The organism is Ruegeria sp. AA3 (assembly GCF_056542905.1).
The window spans coordinates 112,554-130,663 of sequence record NZ_JBQGAQ010000010.1 but is presented as its reverse complement, the minus strand read 5'-3'; the positions used below and the strand labels follow the sequence as shown (position 1 = coordinate 130,663).

Annotated in this window: 15 protein-coding genes and 1 tRNA gene; 8 read left to right on the top strand and 8 right to left on the bottom strand. The window is 52.4% G+C overall.

What is annotated here, in order from left to right; genetic code table 11:
* The first annotated feature begins 18 nt into the window (after positions 1-18).
* The 3 genes from ACR0JR_RS16850 to ACR0JR_RS16840 all read left to right on the top strand — a co-directional run bounded on the left by ACR0JR_RS16850 (position 19) and on the right by ACR0JR_RS16840 (position 3,075).
* Positions 19-1,401 carry a sensor histidine kinase gene (locus tag ACR0JR_RS16850; protein WP_480457129.1) on the top strand — a complete coding sequence of 461 codons (1,383 nt, stop codon included), beginning with the start codon at positions 19-21 and terminating at the stop codon, positions 1,399-1,401.
* A 64-nt stretch (positions 1,402-1,465) separates the two neighbouring features.
* Positions 1,466-1,542, top strand: a tRNA-Arg gene (locus ACR0JR_RS16845).
* 567 nt (positions 1,543-2,109) lie between these two features.
* The gene (locus ACR0JR_RS16840) at positions 2,110-3,075 is read left to right on the top strand and encodes a DUF4238 domain-containing protein (RefSeq protein ID WP_480457128.1); all 966 of its coding nucleotides are present in this window, start codon (positions 2,110-2,112) and stop codon (positions 3,073-3,075) included.
* Between the two features lie 142 nt (positions 3,076-3,217).
* Here ACR0JR_RS16840 and ACR0JR_RS16835 read toward each other — a convergent pair whose 3' ends face one another.
* The 6 genes from ACR0JR_RS16835 to ACR0JR_RS16810 all read right to left on the bottom strand — a co-directional run bounded on the left by ACR0JR_RS16835 (position 3,218) and on the right by ACR0JR_RS16810 (position 8,846).
* Complete coding sequence (locus tag ACR0JR_RS16835) at positions 3,218-3,373, bottom strand: hypothetical protein (RefSeq protein WP_480457127.1); 156 nt, start codon at positions 3,371-3,373, stop codon at positions 3,218-3,220.
* A gap of 25 nt (positions 3,374-3,398) precedes the next feature.
* Positions 3,399-4,397, bottom strand: coding sequence for an ester cyclase (locus ACR0JR_RS16830; RefSeq protein ID WP_480457158.1), 999 nt, complete (start codon positions 4,395-4,397; stop codon positions 3,399-3,401).
* 76 nt (positions 4,398-4,473) lie between these two features.
* Complete coding sequence (locus tag ACR0JR_RS16825; protein ID WP_010442720.1) at positions 4,474-5,355, bottom strand: carbohydrate ABC transporter permease; 882 nt, start codon at positions 5,353-5,355, stop codon at positions 4,474-4,476.
* Between the two features lie 10 nt (positions 5,356-5,365).
* Positions 5,366-6,397 carry a carbohydrate ABC transporter permease gene (locus ACR0JR_RS16820; RefSeq protein ID WP_480457126.1) on the bottom strand — a complete coding sequence of 344 codons (1,032 nt, stop codon included), beginning with the start codon at positions 6,395-6,397 and terminating at the stop codon, positions 5,366-5,368.
* A gap of 76 nt (positions 6,398-6,473) precedes the next feature.
* Positions 6,474-7,718, bottom strand: a complete 1,245-nt coding sequence (locus ACR0JR_RS16815) for an ABC transporter substrate-binding protein (protein ID WP_029622133.1) — start codon at positions 7,716-7,718, stop codon at positions 6,474-6,476.
* A gap of 78 nt (positions 7,719-7,796) precedes the next feature.
* Positions 7,797-8,846: an ABC transporter ATP-binding protein gene (locus ACR0JR_RS16810; RefSeq protein WP_480457125.1), complete on the bottom strand. Its 1,050-nt coding sequence runs from the start codon at positions 8,844-8,846 to the stop codon at positions 7,797-7,799.
* An 80-nt stretch (positions 8,847-8,926) separates the two neighbouring features.
* Here ACR0JR_RS16810 and ACR0JR_RS16805 point away from each other — a divergent pair, with 80 nt between their 5' ends.
* From ACR0JR_RS16805 to ACR0JR_RS16785, 5 genes are all read left to right on the top strand, one after another.
* The gene (locus ACR0JR_RS16805) at positions 8,927-9,856 is read left to right on the top strand and encodes a LysR family transcriptional regulator (protein ID WP_480457124.1); all 930 of its coding nucleotides are present in this window, start codon (positions 8,927-8,929) and stop codon (positions 9,854-9,856) included.
* 420 nt (positions 9,857-10,276) lie between these two features.
* Entirely contained in the window at positions 10,277-13,861 is a 3,585-nt protein-coding gene (locus ACR0JR_RS16800) for a PAS-domain containing protein (RefSeq protein WP_480457123.1), read from the top strand.
* Complete coding sequence (locus ACR0JR_RS16795; RefSeq protein WP_170385089.1) at positions 13,858-14,244, top strand: response regulator; 387 nt, start codon at positions 13,858-13,860, stop codon at positions 14,242-14,244. The genes ACR0JR_RS16800 and ACR0JR_RS16795 overlap by 4 nt, the downstream gene beginning before the upstream one ends.
* On the top strand, positions 14,241-15,497 hold the full coding sequence (locus ACR0JR_RS16790; RefSeq protein WP_480457122.1) for an adenylate/guanylate cyclase domain-containing protein: 1,257 nt from the start codon (positions 14,241-14,243) through the stop codon (positions 15,495-15,497). Before ACR0JR_RS16795 ends, ACR0JR_RS16790 begins: the two co-directional genes overlap by 4 nt.
* A 900-nt stretch (positions 15,498-16,397) precedes the next feature.
* A complete protein-coding gene (locus tag ACR0JR_RS16785) occupies positions 16,398-16,757 on the top strand; it encodes a hypothetical protein (RefSeq protein WP_480457121.1) in 360 nt (119 codons plus the stop codon).
* A 103-nt stretch (positions 16,758-16,860) separates the two neighbouring features.
* On the opposite strand, the gene ACR0JR_RS16780 is transcribed toward ACR0JR_RS16785, so the two are convergent.
* Positions 16,861-17,346 (bottom strand): GNAT family N-acetyltransferase, encoded by a 486-nt coding sequence (locus tag ACR0JR_RS16780; RefSeq protein WP_480457120.1) that lies wholly within the window; start codon positions 17,344-17,346, stop codon positions 16,861-16,863.
* A 54-nt stretch (positions 17,347-17,400) separates the two neighbouring features.
* Complete coding sequence (locus ACR0JR_RS16775; RefSeq protein WP_480457119.1) at positions 17,401-18,048, bottom strand: class I SAM-dependent methyltransferase; 648 nt, start codon at positions 18,046-18,048, stop codon at positions 17,401-17,403.
* Between the last annotated feature and the right edge of the window lie 62 nt (positions 18,049-18,110).

Genomic DNA, 18,110 nt, shown 5'->3' with positions numbered 1-18,110 from the left:
CCTAAGGAGGAGCGCAAAGTGAACTCGCTGTCGGGCCGATTTCTGATCCTGACGACGGTCTTCGTGATGTTGGCCGAAGTTCTGATCTTTGTGCCATCGATCGCGCGCTTTCGTGAAGATTTCCTGCTGAACCGGCTCGAGCGTGCCCAGATCGCTTCGTTGGCGTTGCTGGCTGATGATATGCTGGCCGACGAGCTTGAGGCAGAACTGCTGGTCAATGCGGGTGTTTACAACGTCGTGCTGCGCCGCGACGAAGTGCGCCAGCTCATGCTGTCTTCACCCATCCCGGATCGGATCTCCAAAACCTTCGATCTGCGCGATGCCAGCGCCTGGGTGCTGATCCGCGACGCGACTCTGCGGCTGTTTACACCTGAAAACGAGGTCATTCGCGTTCTAGGCGCGCCAGTCAAGGATGCTGGCCTGCTGATAGAAGTAACAATGGATAGCGACCCGTTGCGAATGGCGATGACGGATTACGGGCTTCGCATTTTGGGCCTGTCCTTTGTGATTTCTATCATTACCGCCTCATTCCTGTTTCTTGCCGTGCGTGTGGTTCTGGTACGCCCGATCAAAAGTGTGGTCGGCTATATGCAACGATACGCCAGCGCACCCGAGGACGCGCGCGGAATTATCTCACCCAATTCCAAGGTGACGGAACTGCGCGAAGCCGAAGAGGCCTTGCAGATGCTTCAAACTGATCTGACACAAGCCTTGAAGCAACGCGAACGCCTGGCGCAATTGGGAGGAGCAGTGGCAAAGGTTAGCCATGATTTGCGCAACATTCTGACTTCGGCCCAGCTGTTTACCGACCGGATTGAGGCGAGTAATGACCCGCTGGTGGCTCGTATGGCGCCAAAACTTGTCAATTCGATCACCCGCGCCGTCTCATTATGCGAAAGCACACTGGCCTTTGGTCGCGCGGAGGAGCCCGCTCCGACACTGACCAAGTTGCGCCTGCGAGAGATTGCCGAGGATGTTGCCACCAGCGAGAGGCTCGCGCTGGCGACTGCCTGTGTTGAGATCGTAAATGAAGTGCCCGAAGATCTTGTTGTCCGTGCTGACCCCGAGCAGATTTTCAGGGTCATTATGAACCTCGTACGCAATGCACGACAGGCGCTGTCTACTTCTGGAAAACCGGGTCGCATTTCTGTAAACGCCTCCGAGCAGGAAAAGGATTGGTGTATCGAAATCAGCGATACGGGCCTGGGTCTTCCGCCAAAAGCCCAAGAGAATCTGTTTACACCCTTTCAGGGGGGGGTGCGTAAAGGCGGCTCGGGTTTAGGATTGGCTATCTCGCAAGAGTTGGTGCGTGGCCATGGCGGGGAGTTGTTCCTGAAAACCACCGGACCCGAGGGAACCACCTTTGAAATAAGGCTCCCACGCGGTGATATGACTTTTTGAAGTTTTTTTGAAGAATCGGCTTGCACGCCCGTGGCCTCAGGTCTAAATACCGCCTCACCAACGCGGACCGATAGCTCAGCTGGATAGAGTACTTGACTACGAATCAAGGGGTCGGGGGTTCGAATCCTCCTCGGTCCGCCACTTTTTCGCTGTTGAACGTCACACGAACCTGACCCAACCGTCACAGTTGGACCAGAATCGGGATGAACGTTCGACATTGGAAGGCACCCCCAACGTTGGACATCAGTTAATTTTGACCTTTGCGTCATCAACCAACACGCCGCCCGCATTTCATACTCTCGCAGTCAGTTTGGTTTGATCCGACTGCCCTTTCGGAAATCAGGGCTGATTTGCAGACCAGACGGCGAAGCCGCCTGTTCCTGGGGATCTGCGACGAGGCGAACGCGGGAGGGGGAGGGCCGCGCCCTTACCCTGTCGGTGAAAGGCGATAGGCTTGTCCAAATCCCGCTGGCTCAAAAATGGAAAACGGTGAGGAAGAAAGCCTGCCGCCAATTGCAGTTGTGCCATTCTGTCGAACTGCAATAAGGCCACCAAGCAGACCTTCGCTGCGCCTGCAGCATAGGGTGTCATGAACGGCAACTTCGTTCATCAAGGCTGTTACTAGTGGCGAGCAATCTTTGGTGTTGCCACGTGAATCGAGGTTTAACTATGCTCGCTGCAAGTTCCTCACGTTATTGAGATTTAGTCATGAGCAGACCTGTCAAACATCATTACCTCCCAAAGTTTTACCTCAAGCGTTGGGCGGGAGAGGATGGGGAGGTATTAAGATTCCGTCGCTCTCATGGGGGTGAAGTGAAAGGAAAGCCCTTCTCGCCTAAAGGAACTGGGTACAAACCACACCTTTATTCCATGAGAATGCCCGACGGGCCGCCTAACCCTGTGATGGAAGAAGTTTTCATGAAGCCATTGGATGATAAAGCCGCCAAGGCTATTGAACTGCTCGAACAGAGGCTGCCAGAATCTAAGTGGGATCCTCGGGATAGAACTGCATGGTCGCGTTTCATATGGTCACTGTTGATCAGGGCGCCATCCGAAATTGAACAACTCAAGTCTTTAGTCAAAGAACCGAGTGAGAAAATTACTCCCGGCTTGAAAGAAGCATACGAAAAAATTCGCCCAGAAGGTGCGCCGGACAACGTTGATGAGTACTTAGGCAACCTTGATCCGCACGAGGTTGATCGGATAATTCGTTGCCTGCCTCAATTCATAGACAATCCGCGTATTGGCGGGTTCATCAATAATATGTTCTGGAAGGTTCTCAACGTCGAAAGCACTGGCATCCCGTTGATTACTTCTGATCGTCCGGTGTGGATGAATCCGACATTCGCTGAGCCAGATCCAGCCATTGTAGTGCCCATCGGCCCAACTAACCTTTTTGTGGCAACACAGGACATTAGTACAATGAGGCACATCGAGACGCAGAACGGTCGACAGCTGGCGAAGTTGATGAATAGGACAAGTGTTCAACATGCAATCGAATTCGTCTATGTAAAGGGCAGTAATATTGATCCCAAAATGAAAGCCTTTGTGCAGAAACATTTCGCGACGTATCGGCAATCCACTCCCATGGAACGCATTGCCGCAAAATATGGGCAAGGAATAGTAGCGGAAGACAGCCCACTCAATTCGCATAACAGTGAATTGGAAAACTAAGGTTTCCAAATGGAAGCGGTCCAATGCCGGTGCAGAAACCCCAACCGATTCCAATGACCGAAAAGGGCTCGGAGCCGACCCGCGACGATGCAGAGCCAAGATCGTCAATCCCTCAAACTGAACGTCAGCTTGCATTCGTAGCTTACTTTGTGTTCGCACTCGCGGAGAAAGTCAGGTTGCCGCCCTCTGGGGCGTAATAGTCGTGCAGTTTGACGATGCGGCGGTCTTCCCACAGTTCTTTCGTGATGCTGATGATATAGTCGGGCAAATCGACAAACTTTGGGTCAAAACTGTTCATGTCTAATGTCCTTGGTATGACGGCATCAAGCGTCTCCAATCGGGAAGGATAGTCGACCCGGAACGCGCACCTTGTTGAATTCACGCAATCGCGCAAAAACGTCCACGCCGAGTTGTTGATAGGCATCCAGAAGGTCAACCATGACCCAGTTTTCCCGAATCTTATTGTTTTCCAGACGCCAGAAATCCAATGATTTCATGGTGATGCGTTTACCCGTGGGTGCAATACCCATCCACCCATCGTTGGTCACGGTTTGGATCATATTCGGCCACCCGGTCACGGCTGCATAGTTGCCGTCACCGAAGAAGTGATAGGTTATTTCATCTACGTATCGGCCGCGATCCGGCATCCCATTCAGAAACGGGATCTGATGCCAATTGCGGAAACCAGCGATGCCTCGGGCTGTGCCAATTCCGGCCGGGCCGTACCAGTTGACGCGTTCGCTCCAGAAACGCGGCATTTCCATCTTTTCGGGACCGCCCTGACTCGGGTGTTTTTTCATATGCTTCAGCATTGTAACGATGTGGTCGCAGGATGCGTTCGCCTTCACTTCGTCCCACGGTCCGGGTATGATGCCGTCGTTTGTGGCGGGGCCCGGTATGCAAAACTCTAGCCCCAATGACGGCGCCATCGGCCAAGCCTGGGCTTGCATCATCACTTCCGGAATGTCCCAAAGGGTTTGAATTTCGACAACTTTGTCGTTCACAATCCGATAGAACTCGTGAAAACGCATATGTGTCAGGTGCCCGGTTGGCGGTATGTCCAACCACGGCCCTACAAAGGTGCCAACGTAGTGGCCGCCGCATCCGACCCAATCATCCCCCCGCTCGGTCCGGCCTGCCATTACAATCCAATCTCGACGCTCAAGGTCGGGCAGTGCTTCGAAAAGTGGCACATAGCAGGCGTCGAAAAAGTCCGTCGGGCTGCAAAAATCACCAAACGGGTGCGGCATGTGTATGACCGCATCTGCCGTAAAGATATCGGCAATGGCCGAGCGAACGTTACTTAGATCAAAATTGACCATCGCATTTCGAAGAGGCTCCAAGATCGCCTTGTTTCGCGTGTGTCTGTCTGAGACGGGACTAGCGTCGTTCATAGTATTAGCCTTTGACTGCTCCAGCGGTCAGACCGCTTACGATTTGGCGCTGGAAGAATAGGATCAGGACAAATAGCGGTGCTGTTGCGGATACCACGGCGGCAACCGCATACATTACCTTGCCTTCGACTTGAGTGGTCCCCATGAAGCTGTTGATTGCGGGGATTATCGTCTCGTTCTCTTCGCTGAGAAGCATCACGGCGACGGTGAAATCATTGTACGCCAGCAGAAAGCTGAACAAACCGGTGGTGATTACACCAGGCCACATCACGGGAACAATCACGTGTCTGAAGGCCTGAAAACGTGTACAACCGTCGACCATGGCACTCTCGTCCATGTCTTTAGGGATGTTCTTGAAAAACGAATGCAACATCCAAAGGGTAAAGGGTTGATTTATTGCCACCAACACTATGATTGTGGTCGGCAATATGCCCCAGACATTCCACTCGAAGAACCACAACAGATAACCCGAAACCAATGTTATATGTGGCATGGCACGAAACACGAGTGCGGCCATGAGAATCCAAAATGCATACCGAAAACCCGAGCGCGCCAGCGCATAGCCTCCAAGCGTGCCGAACGTCAGGGAAATGACGACTGTAAAGAACACGACAATGCTGGTGTTCTTAAAGTTGAACCAAAAATCTTCCGTCACCCACGCGCCGTAATAGCCTTGTCCAGTGAATGTGCTGCCGGTTTGTTCGAGTGTGTTGGTCCCTCGCACGGCGTTCATCCAATCCGCTTTGGACAGGAAATCGGCTTGCACCTTGAAACTTCCCCAGAAGGTCCAAAGGAAGGGGAACGCTGCGATAAGCAGCCATAACCCTACCATCGTGAAGGAGAACAGTTTCAGTGGGGTCATGCGTGTTTCTGCTTTTCTCGCCATGATCTTGTCCTCAGTGAGATTTGCGCGTGAAATCGCGCCAAGTGCGAACGAGTACCGGCATCATCAGGATGACAACCAAGAAGATTGTGATCAAAGACGTTGCCCCGGCCGAACCGTATAGTGGGTTGCCGCTTTCGCGCAGGTCGTTAAAGATAATCCAGCTCAGTGACCGGGCGTGGGCCTCGGCAGAGAAACTCACGATCGGTTCAAACACCCGCAAATTGTCCATGATCAGCATCAGTGTCACGAAGGTCACGAGTGGCATCAGATGTGGCACCACGACGTAGATCAAGCGTTGCCACTTCGAGGCTCCGTCGATCTGCGCGGCCTCCATTGTGTCCGCGGGAACCGTTTGTAGCCCGGCATAAAATGTGATGAAGCTGAAAGGCAAAGTGTGCCAGACACCATATACCATAAGCATGAACCACATGAGACCGGTGGAAGCTTTCAAGCTGAGGTTCGGGTCATTGAAGATGTTTTGAATGGTTGCGCCGATGACACCGTCGCCATCCACCATCCAGAACAGGATCAGCGAGCCGACCAGCGGTGTGACAAGGAAGGGCAAGAGTGAGACAAAGATCGCTGCGCCCTTGAGCTTGCGCGGCAGGGTGTTCACACCCACCGCTACGGCCATACCGAGGATCAGGACCATCGGCGTTACTATGAACGTGTATGCTAAGGTAAAGGTGAGAGCATTATAAAATGGCAGGTCACCCAGCTCTCGCCAGAACTCGCCCATTGTCTCGGTGTTTGCCCAAGCCTCGCCAATTTCGGCAAAGGCCAAGTGCGAGCGGTTTGTATAGGTACCCAATCCATTGAACTTGCCTAAAGGTGCTTCATCACGAAGTTTCTGTGTCGCCTCAAGATCGACCGAGGTGGACTCCTTGCATCCAAATGGTCCACAATTTTCCGAAACAACCAGAACCTGTTCGTGTTGAACGAAAAGCGATTGGATAAAGACAGAAACAATTGGCAGAGCGATGAACAAAATCATTGCTGAAAGAGTTGGCAGGATGAACCAGAAGAATGTGCGATGCTTCATGTCAAATGTCCCCGTCGGTGGGTGTTAGGTTGAGGGGGGCTTACAAGTACCCCCCTCGCGCGCTCGATCAGGGGAGTTACTGAAGGAAGCCCGCTTCTTTCGCCGCTGTCCTGTATGCTGCCTCAACATCGGCAAGCGCCTTCTCGGCGCTTTCGTCACCTTTTAGGAAGTCCGACAGCTCGGAACCCAATGCAGCGTGCAGCAATCCGATCTGAGGAAGCATCGGGTACGGTTGCGCCCCGCCTTGAACAGTTGCCGCAACACCAGCTGCCGCTGGGCCAGGCGTAAATCCTTCGAGCAACCAAACAGCGTCGTCGTTGTTGGCCGCGACCATTTCCGGCGTCAACGCACTTGCCAGTGCAGCGAATGTCGCTTCTGCTTCAGCGTCAGATACATTCGTGGAGATTGTGAAGCCATCCCACCATAGTGTTGCTCCGGGGATGCCACCCGGTTCAACTGAGGGCGCAGCGGATAGAACTGTATTCGATGTAACTTCCGCGCTTGACCCTTCATCGTCGAGGATTGGCGCGCCACGAGACCCCCACATGATACCAAGTGCGGCCTCGCCAGCTTCCCAAAGTCCCTGCGTTTCGTTCGAGGCTTGCGTAAGATGGTCTGGATGCGCGTATTCCACCATCGCTTTCAGTGTTTCCAAGGCAGCAATACCAGCTTCGCTGTTGACAGTTGGTTCGGCGGTGCCGGGTTTGAAGAACTCACCACCGTGTGCAAGAAAGACCAGATTAAAGGACTCGCCTACATTCCAGCCGGTCTTCAGGTTCATGACGATGGGATATTCCATGATTCCGGCATCCCGGATCGCCTTTGCAGCTTCAATCACCTCGTCATAGGTGCTCGGAGCGCTGTCGATCCCCACTTGCGCCAGAATGTCGGAGCGTGAGAACAGGTGCTGCGCATTAGCCATGAAAGCAATGGCCATGACATTGCCGTCAATGGCGATCTTTAGATTGTCGGGAATATTCTGACCGTGGCTTTCGATTAGATCGTTCAGCGGACGGACCAGTCCATCATTCATCAATTGTGTCAGTGTTGAATTGGCTACAATTACGCTGGTGTATTCGGCAGGATCCGGAGTGAGCGCCGCGTTCATGATCTGCCGGGCTTCGGTCGTATGATTGCGCGAAAACTCTGAGGCTGCTTCGGCGCAATTTCCTTCTGCGGTGCCCGCCACAGCGTGAATGGCGGGAAAATCACTCGCAAGTATACGGATGGACTGATCAGACGGGCCGCAATCTGCCGCGTAAGCAGTCGTCCCCATTAGTCCTGCCATTGCTCCAGCAACGAATAGTTTTTTGATGAGCATGTGTTTTCTCCCTTTGATGTTGGGCGCATCTTGTAACTTTGCACCCGGTTTCTCGGCTGTTTCGGAATGTGCTATGTGTCAGCTTCCGATGCGTGCTCCAGATTTCTGATCAAACAGATGGAAGTGTTCAGGGGCGACGTTGATCGAAACAATTTCACCGATCTCGGCACGGTAAGATTTGTCTGCTTTTACCGAGACAAGCGCGCCGCCGATGCGAACCGAAACCATGGTCGCGTCACCCAGGAGTTCCATCGTGTAGATTGGAGCGTTGATCTGACCGCCGATTTCGACGACGTTGGCGTCCTCGGCCCGGAAGCCAAGGGTGACCTTGCCATCTGGTGCACTCAATCCCGGCACGTCGACATGTTGTGCGCGGAAAGTTCCACCTAACATATCGCCATCCATCAGGTTCATTGCAGGGTTGCCGATAAAGCTGGCGACGAAAGCGTTGGCGGGGCTGTCGTAGATCTCAACAGGTGTACCCACTTGCTGCACAACACCCTGTTTCATGATCACAACCCGATCCGCCAAGGTCATCGCCTCAATCTGGTCGTGGGTTACATAGATGGTGGTCACCGCCAGTTCGTGGCTCAGGTTTTTGATCTGCGCCCGCGTCGAAACCCGAAGCTTCGCATCCAGATTCGAAAGAGGTTCGTCCATCAGGAAAACGTTTGGTTCACGTACAATTGCCCGAGCCAACGCCACACGCTGCCGCTGTCCACCCGATAGTTCAGCAGGCTTCCGATGTAGGAAGTCATCCAACTCAACCATCGCGCTGGCTCGCCGCACCTTTTCGTCATGGATATTTGGATCGACGCCGCGCACTTTCAGCGGAAAGCGAATGTTCTCATAAACGTTCATGTTCGGGTAAAGCGCGTAACTCTGGAACACCATCGCCACATCGCGATCCTTTGGTTCCATTTCATTTACCCGCAGGCCATCGATCAAAATGTCGCCTTCGCTGGCGTCTTCGAGTCCTGCAATCATCCGCATGGTTGTGGTTTTGCCGCAGCCCGAAGGGCCCAGAAGGACTAAGAACTCCTTGTCCGCAATCGTAAGGTCGAAATTGTCCACCCCAATGAAGCTGCCCCAACGCTTGCCAATGTTGCGAAGTTGGATTTCCGCCATCTATCCCTCCCGGAATCGCCGTGCATACGATTGAGATAAGGCTAGACGGTCAGCCACTTTCGGAATAATGAATTCATTCTATGAGTGATATAAATCAAATTGATCTCAGACTTGTCGACACCACCATACTCCTGGTGTTTCTCGGGGCGATGCGCCACAGGCAGGCCACGGCCGTCGCGCGCGAGATGGGGCTGACCCAACCTGCCGTCAGCCATGCCTTAAAGCGTCTTCGAAAACTCTATGATGACCCGCTGTTTCTAAGGCGCGCGCATGGGCTAGAACCAACTGCTTTAGCGCACGAATTGGAACCGAAAGTTCGCAGAATTGTTCGACTCATTTCACAAACATTAGAAGGTGCCGATGAATTCGAACCGAGTTCTACTTCCACCGACTTGAAGATAGGCGCATTTGACTACGAGCTGACCGGGGTAATTCCGCCGCTGGTTGCGAAGCTGCGCAAGGTGAGTCCGGGCATCAATATCCACGCATTTTCATTATTCAACGACGAAGCTCTTCAGGCCCTGACGCAGGGGCGCATTGATCTCGCGATAGGATATTTCGACTTTCCGGCAAAAAGTGAAAATCACTTTGTTTCAGAAGAGCTCTTTTCAGAAGATTACGTGCTTGTAGGTCGCAAGGGTCATCCTCTTTTGGAGGAAGATTTGACATTTGAACGAATAGCCAGTGCGAACCACCTGCTCATTTCACCGCATGGTCCTACTAGAAACTTGGTCGACCAAGCTCTGCAACTTCAGGGGTTTAGAAGAAACATTCAGACGATTGTGCCTTCTCTTTTTTCCGCTCTTTCGATTGTGGAAAGCTCCGACCTTGTGATGACATTGCCTAAGCGGGCCGCAAATAACAACATTCGGAGGTTCGATATATCCCACCGACCCCTACCGATCGCAGGGGGAATATTCAAACTCCATGCAGTTCGTCATATTCGAGACGCCAATAGTCCTCTACACATCTGGCTAATCAATCAACTGATAGAAGTTATTTCCGACTAGGCCGTGTTCACAAAAGGGGCTCACATCTATGCGACACCAGCTTTCAATTCCTGCTGTAGGTTCAGTTTTCTTAAAACAACCGGTGAACTTAAGTTCACTAAAACCGAGCGATAGGTCTGTAACTGCACTCCATCTTCAAAGGCAGCTTTCGCTAAAAGCGGTCGTTCTTCAAAATCATCACTATGTCTGCCTTGCGGACCAAGCGGACCTTACGGGGATGCCGTAACTAACGCACGTGACCTAAAGGCTGGTGGAACGGGTTGGTCGGCTTGGTAAGCTCTGGAGCGGCAAGCTACGTCACCCTTTGAATTGCAAGAACTTTCTACAATAGCTCGTGTTCTCTAAAACCAAGCTTCTACGGTTGATTTTTTGACTCAACTCTTTGACTCAGTCATTCTTCTCCAGGGGGGGGAACGCGATATGAATGGCGCTGACCAGAAAAGCCAAGCAGACAGGTACGAAGAAGGTATAGCGCTTCTGGATGTTGGTGTCGGCATATTCGATGACGCACTCCGACTGGTTTACTGCAACCCCGCATTTCGCGAGATGCGACGCTACCCACAAGAGCTCTGCCGCCGTGGTGTTAGTCTAGAAGATTTGCTGCATTTCAACGCCGAACGCGGAGATTTTGGCGCGGGCAAAACTGATCGGCTAGTGGCCGATCGAATGAATGAGATTGGTGCCTCTGGTGAGCGCGCGCTCGAGCATGAGATGGCAGACGGGCAGATTCTAGCGATCAGCTATCGCAGAACGGCCTCTGGAGGAACGATGGTCACCTATCAGGACCGCACCGCCGAACGAAAAGCAGAAAGAGCATTGCGAGAAAGTGAGGAGCGCTACGCGCTTGTTTCAGACGCTGCGGAAGAGGCAATCTACGATTGGCACATTACCGACGACCAGTTTTATGCGTCCCCACGACTTGAGACTTTCCTAGGGCTTGAGACCGGTCCTAAGGGGGAGAGAACGTGGGTATGGCAAGACATTATTCATCCCGACGATTTGCCCTCTTACTTGTCAGCGTTGGAGGCGCATATATCCGGCAAGAAGAAACGATGGGAATGTGAGTACCGACTCAAAGTAGCCAGCGGAAAGTGGCGCTGGGTATCGGATCACGGCACCTCGATTCGCGATACTAACGGCTACGCGACGCGTATGGTGGCCGCAATTCGGGACATTACACCCAAGATTGAACGGGATGCAGCCCTTGCCGCAAGTGAGGAAAGATACCAGTTGGTCACTCAAGCTACCAGCGATGGAATTTATGATTGGGACGTGACCAATGATGTTCTGTTTGTCTCTGCTGACCTGAACGATCTACTCAGTTTGGACGAGGCCAATTCGTCTTCGACACGATGGGCCGAGCAGATCCATCCGGATGATTACGACGCTTATGTCAAGGCAATCGTTAACCATTTCAAGGGCGGAACTGATGCCGTTGAATGTGACTACCGGCAGAGGGCGCGTGATGGTGGTTACCGTTGGGTTCACGACCGAGGCGTTGGTGTGCGAAACGCCGAAGGCCGGGTCGTTCGGCTTGTCGGTGCCGTGCGCGACATAACTGAAATCCGGGATGCACGGGAACGAATTGCCCGAATTGAAGGTCGGCTACTCGGAGCAATTGAAACGATCGCCGATGGTTTGCTTTTGGTGGGACCTGAAAATCGCGTCGAGTTATTCAACGACCGCTACGTCCAGATCTTCAGGGACGCCGCTGGCGGCGCCGATTTGAGCAACCTAATTTATGAGGGCCGCGAATTCTTCGACATGATCCGCAACGGCTATGAGCTTGGGATGTTTACCGAACATCCAGACGGCGTTGACGGTTGGATCGCTGCCCGCCGCGTCGCTTGGGAGAAGCCAAAGGCGAACTGGGAACTAGAGTTGGGCAACGGTGTGTGGATCATGCTCAACGAACGTCGCCTGCCTGATGGTGGCCGCATCATGGTTTACAACGACATAACCGAATTCAAACGCAGGGAGGCAGATGCGCAGGCCGCACGGCAGCGGTTTGAAGACGCAATTGAAGCGATTTCGTCTGGTTTTGCATTGTGGGATGCCGAGGATCGGCTGGTTGTATGTAATGAGCGCTACCGCACCTACATGAGCGAACTCGCCGACAAGGTCGTACCCGGCGTGAAATTCGAAGAGATCATCGGTGCCGGCATCAAGCGCGGCCTATTTCCACTTTCCGAAGGAGAAGTAGAAGGGTATCTTGAGAGAATTGCCGAAAAACGCAAGAAAGCCTCGGGCGAACCACGCGAACAGCTAGTCGCCGGGTACTGGCTGCAGATTACGGATCACCGCACTTCGGATGGTGGCATCGTCTCGATCTATACCGACATTACCGAACTGAAGACCAAACAGCTGGAGATCGAACAACAATCAGCGATCCTCGAGTTAACAATGGAGAACATGGGCCAGGGGATTACGCTGGTGGATAAAGAGCTGCGCACAATTGCGTTGAATTCGAAATTCCTCGACCTCATGGAGTTTCCTCGCGAACGCTTTCGCCCCGGATTCACAATGGAAGAGGCATTTCGGTTCAATGCTGAACGAGGGGAATATGGGCCGGGCGACATTGATACCCAAGTGCGCGAGCGGGTGGAACTGGCCGCAAAATTCTTACCGCACAAATTTGAGCGTATTCGTCCTGATGGTACGGTGATTGAGATTATCGGCAACCCTATCCAAGGTGGCGGCCTAGTTGCAACTTACACTGACATTACGGACCGCAAACTCGCTGACGAAGCACTGAAAGCGGCACTGGCAGAATTTAACGCGGTCATCGATCACGTCGACTATGGAATTCTGTTCATGGGACCGGATTTACGTGCGCGTATAATAAATCGGGCATTTGCGCGAATTTGGAACATCGATCAGAAATTCATCGACCAGCGCCCAACAATGCAGGAACTGATAGAGTACAACAAGGGCACAGGAGTCTATGATGTTGCGCCGAAGGACTGGGATGACTGGCTGTCCATGCGGGTCGAGGCAATACGGGCAGGAAACATGCCACCGGGCGAGTTGTGTCGGGCTGATGGCATGACGTTGAGTTTCCAATGTGTGGACCTGCCGGATGGCGGTCGCATGCTGACCTATTTCGATATCACCGAACTAAAACGGCGTGAAGCAGAGATTTCCAAAGCGCGTGATGCGGCTGAACAAGCCCTCAACGATCTGCGGCAAGCCCAAGAACGGCTCATCCAGTCCGAGAAGATGGCCAGCCTAGGCCAACTTACTGCCGGCATTGCCCACGAGATCAAGAACCCGCTGAATTTCGTCAACAACTTTGCCAAATTGTCTGGCGAGTTGTTGGAAGAGTTGCACGAGATATTAGAAGACCCGATCGCGGCTCTGGAGGAAGAGGATCGCGAGGAAGCTAAGGACCTATGGCAGACAGTACGCGGCAACTTAGGCAAGATAAACCAACACGGTCAACGTGCTGACAGCATCGTTAAAAACATGCTTCTGCATTCCCGTGAGGGGCCAAGCGAGTTGCAACGTGTTGCACTAAACCCAATCGCAGAAGAAGCGCTGAACCTTGCCTATCACGGTGCTCGGGCGGAGGATTCCAGTTTCAATGTCGAAATACGAGCCGACATTGATCCCGACGTTGGCCAAATCGATTGCTATCCGCAGGATTTGATGCGTGTTTTTCTTAACCTCATCAGCAACGGCATGTATGCGGCCAACAAACGTAAAGACGCGGAAGAAAGTGACTTTTCACCGACGATCTGGCTATCGACGCGAGCCAATGGTGACCGCGTCAACGTCACTATTCGCGATAATGGTACGGGCATTCCAGAAGAAATGAGGGAGAAAATATTTCTACCATTTTACACCACAAAACCCGCGGGTGAAGGCACAGGGCTCGGCCTTTCGTTGAGCTATGATACCATCGTCAAGCAGCATGGTGGAACTTTGACTGTGGACAGTAAGCCAGGGGATCACACAATTTTTGTCGTTTCGGTCCCGGTCCATTCTCAGGGGGACCTAGCATGACAGGACAAATTCTGATGGTAGATGACGAACCCGACGCACAGGACCTGATTCGACAAAATTTTCGGCGGGAGATACGAAAAGGAGTCTACAGTTTTGGGTTTGCCGGGTCTGGCGAGTCCGCCTTGGACGCAATAAGTCATTCGAAAGAAGAAGTAATGTTGGTGCTTTCGGACATCAACATGCCCGGCATGTCAGGAATCGAGCTTTTGCAGGAACTGCGCGCTCGCTGGCCTGAATTACCGGTTATGATGATCACCGCCTATGGTGATGCAGCGACCGAGGCGAAAGTCCGGGAACTGGGAGCGGAACAGTTCCTGACCAAGCCCGTCGATTTTGTTGAACTGAAAGAGCGGCTCTCACGATTTGTCGGAGATGCAACGTGACGCCGCCACGCATTCTTGTTGTCGATGACGAGCCCGACCTTGAAGCGTTGATTTCGCAAAAGTTTCGGCGTCGCGTACGCGAAGGGGAACTCGATCTATTGTTTGCTCATGACGGCAAACACGCCCTCGAAGTTCTCGAAGAGAACCCTAAAATAGATATCGTCCTTTCAGACATAAACATGCCCAGGATGGATGGTCTCACTTTGCTTGAGCGGTTGAGCGAGATGGAAACTGATCTGCAAACTGTTATGGTTTCGGCCTACGGCGACATGAACAATATTCGCGCGGCTATGAACCGCGGGGCTTTCGATTTCGTGACCAAACCGATCGAGTTCGAAGATCTCGACCGGACCATTGCCAAGACGCTGGAACACCTTGAGTTGCTCCGCCAATTGCGCACGGCCCGTGATAAAGCCGAGCAAGCGAGATTGACGCTGTCACGGTATTTCTCTCCTACGGTGGTTGAGACGTTGTCGCGTGATCCAGAGGCAATAGAGGCCAAGGGCGAGCGCCGCGTAGCAACCTTTTTATTTACTGATCTGGCCGATTTCACTCAGCTGGTAGAAAGCTCGGATTCCGACCTGATCGTCGAAATTCTCAACGAATACCTAGATGGCATGACCCGAACAATCTTTTCGCACAGCGGAACAGTCATGAAAATCATAGGCGACGCCATCCAAGTGATATTCGGTGCGCCAGTTGACGACCCGGAACATGCCGCGCACGCGGTGGCCTGCGCCTTGGCGCTCGACGAATTTGCGCAAGGTTTTCAGAAGAAATTACTGGATCGCGGCATCGCGTTGGGAGACACGCGCATAGGTGTGAACAGCGGCGGTGCGATCATTGGCAATTTCGGCGGCAAGAGCTATTTCGACTATACAGCGTATGGCGATGCTGTGAACACTGCGGCAAGGCTGGAACAGGCCAACAAGACGATAGGGACGCGCATCTGCACTTCGGAAAGTGTTGCCAAGGGCATCGACAACTTCTCTGGCCGCCCAATTGGAAGACTCTTGCTGAAAGGCAAAGCGCAAGCGGTGACCTGCTATGAACCCTTGTCAGAGGCGCTTGTCGACAGCGATCAAGTGAGAGGTTACAAGGCGGCGTATGAGCTGCTAGAGGCGAGTGACCCCAAAGCGCGCCAATCCTTTGCGGCGCTTTTGGCCGAGTGCGAAGACGACCCCTTGATCTTGTTTCACCTTGGTCGATTGCTGACCGGCGAAACTGGCGCAGAAATTGAAGCAGTGGGTTGATCGCCAGACCTGTCCCAACGTCATTGCCGCTAAACAACCATGATAAGGCTGCCCAACACTCGCCGCGAGCCGGTCGACCTTGACCCAACAATAACAAAAGGGTTGCCTATATCGGCGTCAAGAACTGCGATTATGCGACGTTTCATAGACGAGCAATACCACACAGCTTACTAAACAGCGCATGACCACTTCGCGCTCTTAACAGTCTTTCGCTGCGGAGCTTCACGCACAATTCTAATTAACGACCACTTTGGGCTCGGTGCGGTCTTTCGCTACGATCTGTCTGAGGGACCGCTATGCGGACGAAGCTGGCTTTGGCGACGCAGTTCGAAAAGTTGCAACAGTCCGAATGCGCTCGTTCGCTTGGTCCCCATCTTTGATCCTCCGTTTCCCAACTATAGGTGCGGACCAATTCAATGGGGGGTGATCAGTTCTGGCTCTACAATATCGAAACATTCAACAACATTGTCTTCGAAAATTGCTGCAAATGCGCGAAAAAACACAAAATACTCTGATGTTAACAATGGGTTAATGTAGGGTAAAATATGAACCCTGTAGTAAGTTTTTATGAGTCAAACATGGTTAAGCAAAACAAAAGGGACCTGTTCCCTTCGCTAAGTGGCAGTAGCGCCGTGGCCCACGGTGTTAAAGGGAATGGCTCCCTGTCGAACTTTAGTAGGATTATTCAGCCAGCAGGCGCGTTCGTTTTTTGGACTTGTATTTTGGTCTATTGCCTTAAAGACGCATCGGTCGCACGCTACTTATCGGTCCTGATGTAACATATGGCTGTTACTTATGATGTGGTAACCTGCGTTTCCATCTTTGAAGACTTTATCAGGGGTTAATCTTTCTAGTCGCCAGCATGAGCGTCTGGGTATGGTTTGAGTGAAGAGAATGAATATGAGAGTTAGTACTGGATTTGTTTGGGTTCTTGCTCTGGCATTATCAATTGGCGGGGTTGATTTAGCGTTAGCCAAAGACAAGGGCGGCAAGTCCAAAGACAAGAAAGTGCAAGTGGACGGCAAGCCAAGCAAGGGTAAAAAGGCGGTGCCGCCAGGGCAAATCAAGAGGTACACGCGCGGTGCAAAGCTTCCCAGCGACCTAAACTACTCAAACATCAGCGACCTGTCGAAATGGAAATTGAAACCACCGGGAAAAGGAAATCGCTATATTCGCGTCAATGATGAAATTTTGGAAGTTACGGATGACCTCTCAACTGTTGTTGATGCCGTAGGCATCGTAGGAGACTTGGCGAAGTAATGCTGCTTCAGCTGTCCGTCCTGGGCTCGATGCGGTCATGCGATGACATTTCGAGAGCGTCTTCGATGCGCTCGAAGCTGACACCCGACAGATTTGACGGAATTCACTCCGTATCCAGGCGAAACTTGAGAAACTGAGCATCTTCGCATTCGATCTCGCCGATGTGTTTGGCACCGAGTTTCCGGAGCGCACCCAGATTTTTTCTACTTGGTGGCAGCAGAAACGTGACAAAGGGGATACGTTTGTCAGCAATCGCAAAGTCGATTGCCTTTTTGGAAATCCGTTTCCCAAGGCCAATGGCGTCGGGCCGCAAAACCAACCCAAAATCCCATTCGTCATCTTCTTTTTGAAAGCCCCCCCAACCAACATACCGACCGCCTGACAAAAATGCCCAATGTCCAAGACCGTCCCGTGCCCAGCAACCTTCCTTCTTGGCGATAAACTCTCTTGCGACGTCAACACTCCATTTGAACGTCAAAAGCGGCATATGCTCTGCTACCCGGGGGTCGGACATATGAACCGCAATGTCATTCGGATCGATTTCCGAAAGGCGTGCAAATGAAATCCCATCTTTCATCATTATACTCATTTGATGGCCCGAGCTGTCCCTTGCATGCAAAGTAATTATGGCGCAAATACTGTTTCACAGCTTTCTCGCGACAATGTACCGGCTCGGCAATAACCCGGCTTGGTCCGCTGTCTCGACGATATCGAAGCCCGCAAGTTCAATGGCGTGCTGGAGTTCAGCTACGGATACAAAATTTACGAACGGAGCTTTCCCGAGCACCTGCATAATCGGGATCGCTATTCGGCTGATTATGCCATATTTGAACCCTCCACTCTCTGGAGCGCAAACGGTCTTGGAAATGAATACCCCACCGGGTTTTGTAAGGGTTGCAATGTGTTCGAGTGCATGGCCCATATCGGGTACAAGGTGCAGTAGATTATGTGCGAGGACAGCGTCGTAAGAACCGTCGTTAGGATCGTGCTGCAGAACCTCGGCCACTTTGAACGTTACATTCTCCAGCTCTTCTTCAGCGAGTTTCTCGTTGGCGATTTCGATCATCCCCGGTGCGAGATCGGAGGCAGTGACTTGAGCCACATGTGGTGCCAGTAGCAACGCGGTTGACCCCGTCCCACACCCGATTTCCAGCACGCTGTCTTCGGCTTTCAAGTAGGACTTTGTACGTTTGAGCGTGTTCAGATACCCTTCCATATTTCGGATAGGATCAGCCGCATATTTGCGCGAAATCTTGCTCCAAAATGCGGCATCTTTGGACAATGCAGCCATATCGTTTTTCTTTTCCTTTGGTGTCACCGCAGCCAATATCTTAAAACGCCGATTTATTAAAT